This is a genomic window from Sphingosinicella microcystinivorans (genome assembly GCF_027941835.1).
Lineage (GTDB): Bacteria > Pseudomonadota > Alphaproteobacteria > Sphingomonadales > Sphingomonadaceae > Sphingosinicella.
On the sequence record NZ_CP116005.1, the window covers coordinates 3,529,459 to 3,542,303 of the forward strand.

Genomic DNA, 12,845 nt, shown 5'->3' on the forward strand with positions numbered 1-12,845 from the left:
CCAGGGCGCCCATCTGGCATTCCGCCCCTACTCCCCCCATAGTTAAACAATGACCAACATCCGGATTCGCACCTCGCTGACCGACCCATCGGAGCAGCCGGTGTTCCAGCCGCATCGTCCCGAGCGCCCGGAGAAGTCCGAGGGCGGGCGGCGTTTCGAGCTGGCGAGCGACTATCAGCCGTCCGGCGACCAGCCGCAGGCGATCGCCGAGCTCGTTTCAGGGATAGAGGCGGGAGACCGCGACCAGGTGCTGCTCGGTGTCACCGGCTCCGGCAAGACCTTCACGATGGCGAAGATCGTGGAGGCCTTGCAGCGTCCCACGCTCGTCCTCGCCCACAACAAGATCCTCGCCGCGCAGCTTTACGGCGAGTTCAGGTCGTTCTTCCCGAACAACGCGGTCGAATATTTCGTCAGCTACTACGACTACTACCAGCCCGAGGCCTACGTCCCCCGGTCGGACACCTACATCGAGAAGGAAAGCTCGGTGAACGAGGCCATCGACCGGATGCGCCACTCGGCGACGCGCGCGCTCCTCGAACGCGACGACGTGCTGATCGTCGCCTCGGTCTCGTGCCTCTACGGTATCGGCTCGGTCGAGACCTATTCGGCGATGACCTTCAAGCTGAACAAGGGCGAGAGCGTCGACAACCGCGAGATCATCAGGAAGCTCGTGGCGCTGCAATACAAGCGCAACGACACGAACTTCGTGCGCGGCAGCTTCCGCGTGCGCGGCGACAGCCTCGAGGTCTTCCCCAGCCACCTCGAGGACATGGCGTGGCGGATCAGCTTCTTCGGCGACGAGATCGAGGAAATCGCCGAGTTCGACCCCCTGACCGGCGAGAAGGGCGCGCGGCTCGACACGGTGAAGGTCTACGCGAACTCCCACTACGTGACGCCCGGCCCGACGCTGAAGCAGGCGACGCTCGCCATCAAGGCCGAGCTTGCCGAACGCCTCAAGGAGTTCGAGGCGGAGGGCAAGCTGCTGGAGGCGCAGCGGCTGGAGCAGCGCACCAACTTCGACCTCGAAATGATCGCCGCGACCGGAAGCTGCGCCGGCATCGAGAACTATTCGCGCTTCCTCACCGGGCGCCTGCCCGGCGAGCCGCCGCCGACGCTGTTCGAATACCTCCCCGAAAACGCGCTGCTGTTCGTGGACGAAAGCCACCAGACCGTGCCGCAGATCGGCGCCATGTCGCGCGGCGACTTCCGGCGCAAGCTGACGCTCGCCGAATACGGCTTCCGCCTGCCCTCGTGCATCGACAACCGCCCGCTGAAGTTCGACGAGTGGGACGCGATGCGTCCCCAGTCGACCTTCGTGTCGGCGACCCCCGGCCCGTGGGAGATGGACCGCACGGCGGGCGTCTTCACCGAGCAGGTGATCCGCCCCACCGGCCTCGTCGATCCGCCCGTGGAGATCCGCCCGGTCGAAAGCCAGGTCGACGACCTCATCGGCGAGATCCGCGAGACGACCGCGAAGGGCTACCGCACGCTCGTCACCACGCTCACCAAGCGCATGGCCGAGGACCTCACCGAGTTCCTGCACGAGGCGGGCATCAAGGTCCGCTACATGCACTCGGACGTCGAGACGCTGGAGCGCATCGAGTTGATCCGCGACCTGCGCATGGGCGTCTACGACGTGCTCGTCGGCATCAACCTGCTGCGCGAGGGGCTGGACATCCCGGAATGCGGCCTCGTCGCCATATTGGATGCCGACAAGGAAGGTTTCCTCCGCTCCGAAACCAGCCTCGTGCAGACGATCGGCCGCGCCGCGCGCAACGTCGACGGCCGCGTCATCCTCTACGCCGACACGATCACCGGCTCCATCGAGCGCGCGCTCGCCGAGACGGACCGCCGCCGCGCCAAGCAGGTCGCCTACAACGAAGAGCACGGCATCACGCCGCAGACGATCCGCAAGACCATCGGCGACATCATCGCGCACGTCACCGACAAGGCCGACCGCGTCACCGTGGAGATCGACGAGGAAACCCCGCACCTCGTCGGCCACAACCTCAAGGCCTGGATCGCCGAGCTCGAAGAGAAGATGAAAGCCGCCGCCGCCGACCTCGAATTCGAAACCGCCGCCCGCATCCGCGACGAGATCAGGAAGCTCGAAGCCTCGGAGCTTGGACTTCCGGCGGACTTGCAGGTGGCAAGGCCCAAGGGCCGGGCGATGGAAGGCAAGCCGGGCACGCGGAAAACACGGTTCGGGAAGACGCGACCGCGGAGGATGGGTATCTAAAATTCAGGCCGTGAACTCATAAGAGTCATCTACGCTGTCAACGCTGCGACTCGTACAGAAAACTCATCATCGGTGTTTCGTACCAGCCCAAGGTGTTCGTGGTACCGAAAGCCGGATTGAGTTTTTGAGCCGCCGCCATCGCTAACGCAGCCTCAGCCTGCGCCTCCTCCTTTCGGTCAAAATAGTGAAGCAGTAAGGCCCGTGCTCCGTGTGCCCGAAAACGGTCGACGGGGAACATGGGACGCTCACTGTGGGTATTCAGGATTTCAAGCGCGCGAGCGTACAGAGACTCTCTTTTGGCTTCGAGCACTAAGCATGGAAAATCCAGGTAAGCCTGTGTTTTGATCGACGGTCGTTGGCACTCTTGCTCAAGAGCTGCCTCATATGAGGCAAAGGCACCATCGAAATCGTTGAGAGCAACAAGTGCTTGCGCTCTTTGTACATAAGCTTGCGATATATCGACGTTTTCACCCAAGCTAAAATATTGCTCAAGCAAGCCAAGTGCTACTTTGGGGTGGGTCTCCGTCAAATACCATGCCTGTATCCTCAAATATTGGAATTTTTGGCGTGCTCGGCGCAGCTTCTGCTCAAAGTTCGCCTCTATTTCCGCATTCCAGGTCGTGTTGCGGAACCAATCATTCCGAGCCATGCGCCCTCCCGCCAACAACTCTCATGGCTATCGAAAACGGCTTGGGTTGACTACTCCCCTTCCACCAGCAGCTTGAGACGCGCCAGACGCTGACGCCACGCTGCTTTCAGGCGTTCGAACTCCGCCTCCGCTGAAGCGAGTCCATCGGCGTCGAGCACCCAGACGTGCTCGCGGCCGCGGATCGTGCCCTGAACCAGCCCGGCGCCTTCCAACACCTTGAGATGCCGCGTCACGGCCTGACGCGTGACGCCCGCGCCGCTGCTGAGGTCGCTGATGGAGGCTTCGCCGCGCTCTGCCAGCGTTTCCACGAGGCGGAGGCGCTGTGGGTCGCCGAGGGCGGCGAATTGTGCGGCGCGATCGGGTGCGCGTTCAGCCTGCGCTTTCAATGTATTTCCTCAGCGATGCGGCCTGTTCGAGCCAGCCGTTGACGTTGTCGCGGAACACCGAGGGCCGCCGCGCCGCGTTGATCGCATCGAAGCCTGTTTCGGTGACGGTGAGCATCGTACCCTCCGCGTGCAGCACGAGATCGAAGGCGGTCGTCGTCTTCGGCTCCTTCGCATAATCGAGGCTGTGGTCGACCCAGCCCGGATGCCAGCGCCAGACGAGGCGGCGGGGCGGTGTCATCTCCACGATATCGACCGCGAAGCGCTCGCCGAGGCAGGTCATCGAGACCGTGCGCCCTTCCGCGAACGGCGCGTCCAGGTCGCTCGCGAACCATGCGCCGAACTCCGCCGCATCCGTCAGCGCGCGCCATACGCGTTCGGGTGTCGCGGCCAGATAGACGCGCTGTTCGATCCTGTCGGTGCCGGTCATGTCTGCCTCCTTTTCATGCAATCATTATGTTGCATTTAGCCGTTCATCACGCAACCGATTTGTTGCACGAAATCGTCAGCTGCCCATGCAGGGTGCGTTTCGATAGGATCGCACGCGGGGAGGACGGATCATGACAGAGACGGTTTTCGGGAAGCGGATACTCATCACGCGCGGAGCCATCGCCGTGACCACGCGCGACAGCAAGCCGCTGCCGGAGGTGGGCGACAGCGACGTGCTCTTCGCCGTCCACCGCATCGCGCTGACGGCGAACAACGTCACCTATGCGGCGGCGGGCGAGATGCTCGGCTACTGGCGTTTCTTTCCGGGCCCCGAGGGCAAAGGCATCCTTCCCGTTTGGGGTTTCGGCGAGGTGGTGGAGAGCCGCGCGCCGGAGTTTGCTGTGGGCGACCGCTTCTACGGATACTGGCCGCTTGCCACGCATCTTCTGGTGCGGGCTCCCGCCTCTGCTCCCGGCGGCTTTACCGATGCCGCGTCGCACCGGCAGGGCCTTGCCGACATCTATAACCGCTATCAGCGCGTAGAGCCGCGCCTTGCGGGCGAGGAAGCGCTCGATGCGCTGTTCCGGCCGCTGTTCATGACCGGGTGGCTGATCGACAGCTTTCTGGAGGGCGCGGGCGATTTCGGGGCTGAACAGGTGATCCTGTCGAGCGCCTCGTCGAAAACCGCGATGGCGGCCGCGTTCAACCTCTCGAAGCGCGGCGCGGTGCAGGTCGTCGGCCTGACGTCGGCGGTGAACCGCGCCTTCACCGAAAGCCTCGGGCAGTACGACCGCGTGCTCACCTACGACGAAGTGGGCGCGCTGGAACAGCGCCCCTCGGTCTTCGTGGACTTCGCCGGCGACCGCGCGCTCACGCACGCCGTGCACCGGCGGCTCGGCGATGCGCTCAGGCACAGCGCCATCGTCGGCATGACCCATTGGACGGAGGGCGGCGACACGCCCCTCCCCGGCCCCGCGCCGACGCTGTTCTTCGCCCCCGCCGTCGCCGAAGCCACGGTCGCCCGCCTCGGCCCCGCCGGTTTCGCGGACGTCACCGGGCGGGCATGGGCGAAGTTCGTGCCCGCCGTGCGCGACAAGCTGGCGGTCGAAACCCTGCACGGCCTCGAAGCCGCCGAAACCGCCTACCGCGACCTCGCGGCGGGCAGGATCGGCGGCGCGGCGGCGATCGTCGTGGAGCTGGATTGACCGCCTGCGGCCGGTATCGGACAGCCCGGAAAACCAACAGGCTGACAGAAAAAGGCCCGGCTCAGCATGAATGCTGAGCCGGGCCGTATGTGTAACGAAGGTTCTTTCGAACCGCCGCCGTTATGACTGGGTTACGCGGCCTTGCGGCGACGCGTCATACCGAGGCCGGCAAGGCCGAGACCGAACAGCGCGAGGGCAGCGGGTTCCGGAACCGCCGTACCGGGCGTGACCGCCGAGAACGACCAGGATGCACCACCCGGAAGGGCGCCCGGGAACGGCGCAAGCGCCGTAACTACGACCTGAAACAGATTCTCACCGCCAGCCAGAAGTACGTCGCTGAACAGGTAGGCGAAAGGAGAGCTCACACCGCCGGAAACCGAAGTCGGAGAAATCTGCGAACCGTCCAAATACAGTTCGAACTGATCTCCGATAAGGCAGCAGTCGGTCAGGGTGATCGTAACGCTGTCACCCGCGTTCGCAGTCAACGAAAAGACCGTCTCCGAGGTGCCGTTGATATTGTCGATCGGGCCAATGCCATCCGACCACCCGAAGCTTCCCGAAGCTCCGGCCGGATTCACTATAAAAGCCGCTACCGCTGGCGTAGCAGTTGCAGCAGATACCATCACCGCCGTGGCCAAGAGTTTCCAGTTCATGACATACCCCCTTCGCAGAATACCGGCAGACTTACGCAAGAATCGGACCACCTTCGCTTTTCCGATGTTTTTGAATTGTCCCTCGATACAACTGTAAAGAATCCAAGACACTATACAGCCTTGTAAGGCTACCCGCCCCACCTCTTGGATTGCAGTTTTTGCAGACCGGACCGGTTGATCCTTTATTCGCGCTCTACCCTTGAAACCGCCGCCACCTGCCGGGTCTGCTGCCAGTCCCTGAGTTCGGCCTGAAACGCCTCGATCTTGCGGAAATGGTCCTGGTAGTCCTGCTCGATGTCGGCGAGCGCGCCGAGCGACCACGCTTCCAGTTCCTTCGAGGGCAGCGCGTTCGCCGCCGCGAGGTAGCGCGCCGTCTTGGCGCAGAACGCGGCCTTGATGGGCGGATAGGCGTAGTGGTTGTAGAGCTTCGTCATCCGGGTGTCGCGGATGCGCAGGCCGTCGCTGCCGTGCTCGCGCCGGTACTTGGCGTCGATCGCCTTGTTGGCGTTCGCCAGCACCGTCTTGTGGGTCTTCAGGAACTGGTTGTAGCCGTCGCGCTGCACCGTGTTCGAGGCCGTCACGCAGCTCAGCGCCGCGACGTTGAGCGCGGAGCGGACGTTGAACATCGTCTCGAGCGGCCCGAGCCCGACGTTGGGCGTGAGGAAACGTCCCTCGCTGTCCTTCGCGGGCAGCACGTAGGCAGGGTCGACACCGGCGGGCGGCTGCGGAGGCCGCAGGACCTGCGGCGGAGGCGGCGGCGCGGGGGACGGTGGCGGCGGTGCGGGCGGCGCGGCGCAGGCCGCAACGCCGAGCGTCAGCGCGAACACCTTCCATTTGCCCCGGCGCATACGTCCCCGCCCCTTTGATCCCGCCTGTTGTGTCACAGCCCGAATCTCCGTGTCCAGCACCCGCGCGACGAATCGAGTCAAAGACACGTCATACGCACGTCACATGCCTGTAACCCCGGTCTGGTTTAGCCTCGGCGCATCGAAACCGGGGACTGAACACGATGGAACGCGGACCCTGCGCCTACAAGCTGCTGATGCTGTGGGCCTGCCGAGCCCAGAAACCGCCGCGTATCAGCTGGCGGCAACGCCTGTCCGACGCGGTGACGCTCCGCCTCGCGAGAGCGTAGTCGGGGCGTAGTTTCGGGGCGCAACCCCGGCCACGCGCTCGCCGCCGAGCAGCGCGCAGCCCATTCCGGCGCGCATCAGCGTGGAGACGAGGTGCGTGTCGCCGAGCCGGGTGAGCTTGTCGCCGATCTCGCCGATGGTCATGTCGCGCCATTCGTCGGGCGTCCGCATCGTGTCCCCGGCCACCTCGGCGATCAGCAGCCAGTCGCGCTCCCGGAGCCTGCCGCCGAGCTCGCGCGCCACGCACGCCGATTCCGGTTTGCCGAAGCCACGCGACAACAGCGCGCTCTCGATCTCCGCGCTCGACGGGTTGCACGCCGCGAGCAGGCCGAGCGCGGGCAGGATCAGCAGCGCGCGGCGTTTCATCCTATGCCCCCATCAGCGCGCAGCCGAGCCCGGCGCGCGTCACCACCTCGACGATCTCGGGATCGCCGATCGCCTGGAACCGCTTCTGGATCTCGCGCAGGCTCATGCGCTCCACCTCGCGCCGGTCGACGCCCTTGGCGAAGCGCGCGAGGCGCTTGAGCTGCGCGGTCGAGAGCCGGTCCACCATCTGGTCCGCCATGCAGCCCGCCACGGGCCGCGAAACGCCCGCGCTCGTCAGGCTGCGCTCGATACGGCTTTCATAGCTCGCACAGCCTGCAAGCAGCGCGGCGGCGGTAACGACAATCGACAACGGCTTCATGCTCGGACTCTCCGCTTCGGGACGGGCTTCATCGCTCTGCCCGCCTTAACCCAAGCTGACCCCGGTGCTATAGCACGGCGGCATGAGCCTCTGGACCGGTATCCTCGTCGCGCTCGCCGCGACGCTCGCGATGGAAGGCGTCGCCTACGCGGCGCACCGCTGGGTGATGCACGGCGTCCTCTGGTCGCTGCACAAGTCGCACCACGAGCCGCGCGCCGGGCTTTTCGAGAAGAACGACTGGTTCGCCGTCATGTTCGCCCTGCCCTCGATCGCCTGCATCTGGCTCGGCGTCGAAGCGGGCTGGCATCCGGCGTGGATGTGGGTGGGCATCGGCATCGCGGGTTACGGCGCGATCTATTTCGGCTTCCATGACGTCATCGTCCATCGCCGCATCGCGCACGGCTACGTGCCGAAAAGCGCCTACATGAAGCGCATCGTGCAGGCGCACCGGCTGCACCACGCGGTCAGCAGCAAGCACGGCACCGTGTCGTTCGGCTTCCTGTGGGCGCCGCCCGTCCGCAGGCTGAAGGCCGAACTCGAGCGCGCCGGCGGCGACATCCGGATGCCGACGGGCGCGTGAGCGCCGCCATGTCGGCCACCGCTACCGCCTCGCCGACTTCGGCCTCACGCCGGAAGCAGCGGCGATGGCGGCGTCCAGTCCGGCGTGTCGCCTTTCTTCCACAGCGCCGGCCGGGGCGGCAGCGGCGATGTGAGGCGCGGCGTCAGGAAGGCGCGCGCCACGAAGCGCAGCTTTTCGGGAACCGAGGTGCTTTGCCGGTGGTCCCACGCCGCCGTTCCGCCCGCGCGCACCTTCGCGCCGATCGCGGCGTAGATGTCCGCGGCGGCGACCACCGCCCGGCCCGCGCGCCGGGGCAGGCGCCGGGCGCCTTCCCGCGCGGAGGCATAGTAGGCATCCGCGAGATCGAGCAGCCGCGCCACGATCGCAACGAGCGCGCCGCGATGCTCGGGCCGAACATGGTCGCCCGGCGGTATCCCGGCATCGGCCAGCCAGTCCTCCGGCAGATAGCAGCGCCCGAGCGCCGCGTCGTCGAACACGTCGCGCGCGATGTTGGTGAGCTGGAAGGCGATGCCGAGGTCGGCGGCGCGCAGCAGCAGGTCGCGGTCGCCCGGCGAAACGCCCATGATCGCCGCCATCATCTCCCCGACGACGCCCGCGACATGGTGGCAGTAGTCGAGCGTGTCCTCGATATGGCGGAAGCGGCGCTCGTACACGTCCATCGCGTAGCCGGCGAGGTGAGCCAGCGGACAGGCTTCCGGTATTCGCGTTTCACGCACAACCGAAGCAAGCGCCCCGAAGGCGTTGATTTTCTGTTCCTCTCCGGCAAACACCGCCCGCGTCCGCCGGGCGAGGTCAGCCAGCCGCGCCTCGGCCGACGCGTCTGTCGCCACGCGGCCCTGCCCGCCCTCCTGCCCGTCGATGGTATCGTCGCAGTGACGGCACCACGCGTAGAGCAGCCACGCGCGGCGGCGGGTCGTGGGGTCGAACAGCCGCGAGGCGAGCGCGAAGCTGCGCGACCCCCGCGCGATGCTGCGCTTCGCCCAGCGGGTCAGCTCATCCATCGGCAAGATCGTCCAGCATCAGCCGCGCCGTCGCCTTCGCAGAGCCGACGACGCCCGGAATCCCGGCGCCGGGATGCGTGCCCGCGCCGACGAAATAGAGGTTGGGGATCACGTCGTCCCGGTTGTGGACGCGGAACCACGCGCTCTGCCAGAGCACGGGTTCGAGGCTGAACGCCGAGCCGAGATGCGCCTTAAGCTCCGTTCTGAAGTCGCTTGGCGTAAACCACCGCTTCACTTCGATATTTTCGAGAAGGCCGGGAAGCAGATGCGCGTCCAGCGACCGGAGGATGCGCTCGGCGTATTCAGGCGCGACACGTTCCCAATCGCCATCGTATTTGCCGAGATGCGGCACCGGCGACAGCGCGTAGAAGCTGCTGCACCCCGGCGGCGACAGGCCGGGATCGGACGCGGTCGGGTGATGCAGGTAGAGCGAGAAATCGTCGGCGAGAACGCCGTTGCCGTAAATGTCGTCGAGGAGTGCACGGTAGCGCGGCCCGAACAGGATGTTGTGGTGCGGCACCTCGGGCCACGTCCCCCGCGCGCCGAAATGGACGACGAACAGCGAAGGCGAAAACCGCTTGCGTTCCAGCGCCTTCGCCGCCGCCTTCCCGCGCGCCGTCGCGCCCAGAAGATCGGCGTAGGTGTGCACGACGTCGCCGTTCGAGGCGACGGCATCGAAGGCGCGGCGCTCACCGCCCGCGACGAGGCCGGTCACGCGGTTTCCGGCGGTTTCGATGGCCGTCACCGGCGTGCCGAGCCGCACGGTGCCGCCAAGATCCTCGAACAGCCGCACAAGGCCCCGCACCAGCGCGTGCGTGCCGCCGCGCGGGAACCACACGCCCCATTTCTTCTCCAGCGCATGAATAAGCGCGTATATCGAACTGGTCTTGAAGGGGTTTCCGCCGACGAGGAGCGTGTGGAAGCTGAACGCCTCGCGCAGCTTCGGGTGGCGGATGTGGCGCGCCACCACCGAATGGACGGAGCGCCACGCGCCGTAGCGCATCAGCCGCGGCGAGGCCGCCAGCATCGAGCGGAAATCGAGGAACGCCTCGTGCCCGAGCGCCTCGTAGCCTTCGCGCAGCACGCCCTCGGAATAGGCGGAGAAGCGCCGGTATCCCTCCACGTCCGCGGGCGACAGCGCGGCGATCCCCGCGGAGAGCCGCGCCTCGTCGCCCGTGTAGTCGAAGGTCGTGCCGTCCGGCCAGTGCAGGCGGTAGAACGGCTCGACCGGCATCAGGTCGACATAATCGGCAAGGCGCCTGCCGGAGAGCGCGAACAGCGCCTCAAGGCAGGTCGGATCGGTGACGACCGTGGGTCCGGCGTCGAAGGTATAGCCCTTGTCCTCGTAGACGTAGGCCCGCCCGCCCGGCTTGTCGCGCGTCTCGAACAGCGTGACGTCATGCCCCGCGGATTGCAGGCGCACCGCGAGCGCGAGGCCGCCGAAGCCGCTGCCGATCACTGCGATTGCGGCCATCGCCTGCGCCTAATCGACCCCGAGCATCACCGCGAGCGCACGCCCCACGGGCACCGGCGGGCGGCCCGCGAGGATGCGCAGCTTGTCGGTGCGCGTCGAAGCGCCCGCGTAGAAGCGCGCGACGATCGCGTCCGGCAGCCGGTAGAAATGCTGGAGCACGCGGTAGCGCGCCGAGGGCGCGGCGGCGCGGAACAGCATCCGCGCCAGCGTGCGGTAGTAGCGCCGCCCGTGCCACGTGCGTGTCGCGTGCGCACGCACGGCGCTGTAGACGAGATCGGGATCGAAGCGCGGCAGGTCGGCGAGGAGATCGGCCGTGCGCACGGCGTCCGGGAAGCTGTAGCCGGTGAGCGGATGAAACAGCCCCGCGCGCATCCCGAGCCGGGCGACCCCGGGCGCGCCTGCCTCCCAGAGCGCCTCGATGTTGCCGGCAAGCGCCAGCGGCAGAACGCCGCGCTCGGCCCCGACGACGCCGTGCGGACCCAGCCCCGCGCCCAGCGCCCACGCCTCGATGCGCGCCTTCACGGCCTCGACGTCGAGGCCGGGATCGTCGCTGTAGCAGGTGTCCTCGATCAGCAGGCGCCGCTCGTCCCACGGCAGCACGTAGACGAAGCGGTAGCCGTCCGCCTGATCGACGCGCGCATCCATGATGAGCGGCATGGCGAGGCCGTGCGGCCGCAGCGTCTCGATCTCGAGGCCGACGAATTTCTGCCACGCCAGTTCGAGCGCCGTCGTCGGCGCATGGCCGCGTCCGTCGATCACCACGCGCGCGCCGAGCCGCTCGCCGGTCTCCAGCGTCACGCCCGCCGCGTCGAGGCCGCGCACCTTGCGGCCGAGCAGCAGGCGGTCCGCCGGCATCGCGGCGCGCACGGCGGCGTCGAGCAGCGCCGAGCGGGCGCTCGCATAGCCGTGCGGCAACGTGCGCGTGAAGGCGGGGAAGCGGACATCGTAGCGCGGCCAGCGCGCGGCATAGAGCGGTGCCGTCCAGTCCCGCTGCGCGGGCGTCATGTCCGTGTCGAAGGAGGACCAGATGTGGTCGCCGCCGATGCGCTCGCCGGCCTCGACGATCGCGACGCGAAGCTCCGGCCGCCGCGCGGCGAGCCTCAGCCCCGCCAGCCCCGATGCCAAACCCCCGCCCACCAGGATCAGGTCGAAATCCATGCCCGCCTAGCTGTACCAGCCCGGCGCGCAAAAGCCACCGGATTTGCATGACCGCCGCCCGCCCGCCTGTTAGAAGGCGCGCGTGGCCGAAGCCGTGTTCACCGTCGCCGCGATGGTCGTCATCGTCGCCCTCCGCTACCTCGCGGTTTCGGGCGCGTTCGCGTGGCTTTCGGCGCGCGTGCGGCCCGGCATCCACGCCGGCCGCATGGCGCGGCAGATCCGCGGCGAGATCCGCTGGTCGCTGATCGCCGCCGCCATCTATGCGGTTCCGGCGGGCCTCGTGCTCCATGCGTGGCAGGCGCACGGATGGACGCGCATCTACACCGATCCGGGCGTATACGGCTGGTGGTGGCTGCCGGGGAGCGTGCTCGCCTGCCTCCTCGTCCACGACACGTATTTCTACTGGACGCACCGCTGGATGCACGCGCCCCGCCTGTTCGCGCGCATCCACAAGGTGCATCACGACAGCCGCCCGCCCACGCCATGGGCGGCGATGAGCTTCCACCCGTGGGAATCGCTGATCGGCGCGGCGCTGATCCCGGCGCTCACCTTCGTCATCCCCGTCCATGTCGCGGCGCTCGGGCTGGTGCTGGCGCTGATGACCGTTTTCGGCGTCACCAACCACATGGGCTGGGAGCTGTTCCCGCGCGCCCTGCTTGACGGGCCGTTCGGGAAGCTGGTGATAACCGCCTCGCATCACCACCGGCATCATCAGGACTATCGCTGCAATTATGGGCTCTATTTCCGGCACTGGGACCGGCTCTGCGGAACGGACAGGGGTCTGGAAGACTGGGGCCTTGGAGACTTCGATGCTGAAACGAGCGGCCATCGCGGCGGCGTTCCTGCCGCTTCTCGGCGCGGCGCCTTCGGGCGAGGCCTCGCTGCACCTGACGTTTGAGGGGCTGCGCTCCCAGAAGGGCAGCATCCGCCTGTGCCTGTGGCGCGACTCCGACGGCTATCCGGACTGCACCCGCAGCACCTCCGCGACGAAGGAGACCGTGCCCGCCTCTAGCCCCATGCTCGACATCGCCGGGCTCCAGCCGGGCGACTACGCCGTCTCGGCGATCCACGACGAGAACGACAACAGGAAGCTCGACAAGAGCTTCATCGGCCTGCCCACGGAGGGCGTCGCCTTCTCGAACAACGCCAGAATCGCCTTCGGCCCGCCGAAGTTCGAGAAGGTCCGCTTCCATGTCGCGGGCGAAACCGCGCAAACGCTGCACATGCGCTATTTCCTTTGAAACACGAAGAGCCTA

Annotated in this window: 15 protein-coding genes; 5 read left to right on the forward strand and 10 right to left on the reverse strand. The window is 67.0% G+C overall.

Features of this window, described 5'->3' with window-relative positions:
• The first annotated feature begins 49 nt into the window (after window positions 1-49).
• Entirely contained in the window at window positions 50-2,239 is a 2,190-nt protein-coding gene (gene uvrB / locus PE061_RS16960) for an excinuclease ABC subunit UvrB (protein WP_271256404.1), read from the forward strand.
• 37 nt (window positions 2,240-2,276) lie between these two features.
• Here the strand turns inward: uvrB and PE061_RS16965 are convergent, their stop codons facing one another.
• The 3 genes from PE061_RS16965 to PE061_RS16975 are packed head-to-tail and all read right to left on the reverse strand — an operon-like array spanning window position 2,277 to window position 3,701.
• Complete coding sequence (locus PE061_RS16965; protein ID WP_271256405.1) at window positions 2,277-2,888, reverse strand: hypothetical protein; 612 nt, start codon at window positions 2,886-2,888, stop codon at window positions 2,277-2,279.
• Window positions 2,889-2,938: 50 nt separating this feature from the next.
• Window positions 2,939-3,274, reverse strand: coding sequence for an ArsR/SmtB family transcription factor (locus tag PE061_RS16970; protein ID WP_271256406.1), 336 nt, complete (start codon window positions 3,272-3,274; stop codon window positions 2,939-2,941).
• A complete protein-coding gene (locus tag PE061_RS16975) occupies window positions 3,258-3,701 on the reverse strand; it encodes an SRPBCC family protein (RefSeq protein ID WP_271256407.1) in 444 nt (147 codons plus the stop codon). Before PE061_RS16975 ends, PE061_RS16970 begins: the two co-directional genes overlap by 17 nt.
• A 130-nt stretch (window positions 3,702-3,831) precedes the next feature.
• Between PE061_RS16975 and PE061_RS16980 the strand changes: the two genes are divergently transcribed.
• A complete protein-coding gene (locus PE061_RS16980) occupies window positions 3,832-4,905 on the forward strand; it encodes a DUF2855 family protein (RefSeq protein WP_271256408.1) in 1,074 nt (357 codons plus the stop codon).
• Window positions 4,906-5,036: 131 nt separating this feature from the next.
• On the opposite strand, the gene PE061_RS16985 is transcribed toward PE061_RS16980, so the two are convergent.
• From PE061_RS16985 to PE061_RS17000, 4 genes are all read right to left on the reverse strand, one after another.
• Window positions 5,037-5,558, reverse strand: coding sequence for a PEP-CTERM sorting domain-containing protein (locus PE061_RS16985; RefSeq protein ID WP_271256409.1), 522 nt, complete (start codon window positions 5,556-5,558; stop codon window positions 5,037-5,039).
• A 182-nt stretch (window positions 5,559-5,740) separates the two neighbouring features.
• Window positions 5,741-6,406, reverse strand: coding sequence for a hypothetical protein (locus tag PE061_RS16990; RefSeq protein WP_271256410.1), 666 nt, complete (start codon window positions 6,404-6,406; stop codon window positions 5,741-5,743).
• A 231-nt stretch (window positions 6,407-6,637) separates the two neighbouring features.
• The gene (locus tag PE061_RS16995) at window positions 6,638-7,057 is read right to left on the reverse strand and encodes a hypothetical protein (RefSeq protein WP_271256411.1); all 420 of its coding nucleotides are present in this window, start codon (window positions 7,055-7,057) and stop codon (window positions 6,638-6,640) included.
• A 1-nt stretch (window position 7,058) separates the two neighbouring features.
• A complete protein-coding gene (locus PE061_RS17000) occupies window positions 7,059-7,376 on the reverse strand; it encodes a hypothetical protein (RefSeq protein WP_271256412.1) in 318 nt (105 codons plus the stop codon).
• Window positions 7,377-7,458: 82 nt separating this feature from the next.
• On the opposite strand from PE061_RS17000, the gene PE061_RS17005 reads away from it, so the two are divergent.
• The gene (locus tag PE061_RS17005; RefSeq protein ID WP_271256413.1) at window positions 7,459-7,956 is read left to right on the forward strand and encodes a sterol desaturase family protein; all 498 of its coding nucleotides are present in this window, start codon (window positions 7,459-7,461) and stop codon (window positions 7,954-7,956) included.
• Between the two features lie 44 nt (window positions 7,957-8,000).
• Here PE061_RS17005 and PE061_RS17010 read toward each other — a convergent pair whose 3' ends face one another.
• From PE061_RS17010 to crtY, 3 genes are read right to left on the reverse strand one after another with little or no spacing between them, the layout of a single operon-like run.
• Complete coding sequence (locus PE061_RS17010) at window positions 8,001-8,957, reverse strand: phytoene/squalene synthase family protein (RefSeq protein ID WP_271256414.1); 957 nt, start codon at window positions 8,955-8,957, stop codon at window positions 8,001-8,003.
• Window positions 8,950-10,431 (reverse strand): phytoene desaturase, encoded by a 1,482-nt coding sequence (locus PE061_RS17015; protein ID WP_271256415.1) that lies wholly within the window; start codon window positions 10,429-10,431, stop codon window positions 8,950-8,952. The genes PE061_RS17010 and PE061_RS17015 overlap by 8 nt, the downstream gene beginning before the upstream one ends.
• Window positions 10,432-10,440: 9 nt before the next feature.
• Window positions 10,441-11,589, reverse strand: coding sequence for a lycopene beta-cyclase CrtY (gene crtY / locus PE061_RS17020; protein ID WP_271256416.1), 1,149 nt, complete (start codon window positions 11,587-11,589; stop codon window positions 10,441-10,443).
• A gap of 112 nt (window positions 11,590-11,701) precedes the next feature.
• Between crtY and PE061_RS17025 the strand changes: the two genes are divergently transcribed.
• Window positions 11,702-12,487 carry a sterol desaturase family protein gene (locus tag PE061_RS17025; RefSeq protein WP_271259234.1) on the forward strand — a complete coding sequence of 262 codons (786 nt, stop codon included), beginning with the start codon at window positions 11,702-11,704 and terminating at the stop codon, window positions 12,485-12,487.
• Window positions 12,399-12,830, forward strand: coding sequence for a DUF2141 domain-containing protein (locus tag PE061_RS17030; protein ID WP_271256417.1), 432 nt, complete (start codon window positions 12,399-12,401; stop codon window positions 12,828-12,830). Before PE061_RS17025 ends, PE061_RS17030 begins: the two co-directional genes overlap by 89 nt.
• Window positions 12,831-12,845: the final 15 nt, after the last annotated feature.

Bases quoted from the DNA above. Each gene is read 5' to 3' on its own strand.
- uvrB (WP_271256404.1), top strand. From the start codon at position 50: ATGACCAACATCCGGATTCGCACCTCGCTGACCGACCCATCGGAGCAG.
- PE061_RS16965 (WP_271256405.1), bottom strand. From the start codon at position 2,888: ATGGCTCGGAATGATTGGTTCCGCAACACGACCTGGAATGCGGAAATA.
- PE061_RS16975 (WP_271256407.1), bottom strand. From the start codon at position 3,701: ATGACCGGCACCGACAGGATCGAACAGCGCGTCTATCTGGCCGCGACA.
- PE061_RS16980 (WP_271256408.1), top strand. From the start codon at position 3,832: ATGACAGAGACGGTTTTCGGGAAGCGGATACTCATCACGCGCGGAGCC.
- PE061_RS16985 (WP_271256409.1), bottom strand. From the start codon at position 5,558: ATGAACTGGAAACTCTTGGCCACGGCGGTGATGGTATCTGCTGCAACT.
- PE061_RS16990 (WP_271256410.1), bottom strand. From the start codon at position 6,406: ATGCGCCGGGGCAAATGGAAGGTGTTCGCGCTGACGCTCGGCGTTGCG.
- PE061_RS16995 (WP_271256411.1), bottom strand. From the start codon at position 7,057: ATGAAACGCCGCGCGCTGCTGATCCTGCCCGCGCTCGGCCTGCTCGCG.
- PE061_RS17000 (WP_271256412.1), bottom strand. From the start codon at position 7,376: ATGAAGCCGTTGTCGATTGTCGTTACCGCCGCCGCGCTGCTTGCAGGC.
- PE061_RS17005 (WP_271256413.1), top strand. From the start codon at position 7,459: ATGAGCCTCTGGACCGGTATCCTCGTCGCGCTCGCCGCGACGCTCGCG.
- PE061_RS17010 (WP_271256414.1), bottom strand. From the start codon at position 8,957: ATGGATGAGCTGACCCGCTGGGCGAAGCGCAGCATCGCGCGGGGGTCG.
- PE061_RS17015 (WP_271256415.1), bottom strand. From the start codon at position 10,431: ATGGCCGCAATCGCAGTGATCGGCAGCGGCTTCGGCGGCCTCGCGCTC.
- crtY (WP_271256416.1), bottom strand. From the start codon at position 11,589: ATGGATTTCGACCTGATCCTGGTGGGCGGGGGTTTGGCATCGGGGCTG.
- PE061_RS17025 (WP_271259234.1), top strand. From the start codon at position 11,702: ATGGTCGTCATCGTCGCCCTCCGCTACCTCGCGGTTTCGGGCGCGTTC.
- PE061_RS17030 (WP_271256417.1), top strand. From the start codon at position 12,399: ATGCTGAAACGAGCGGCCATCGCGGCGGCGTTCCTGCCGCTTCTCGGC.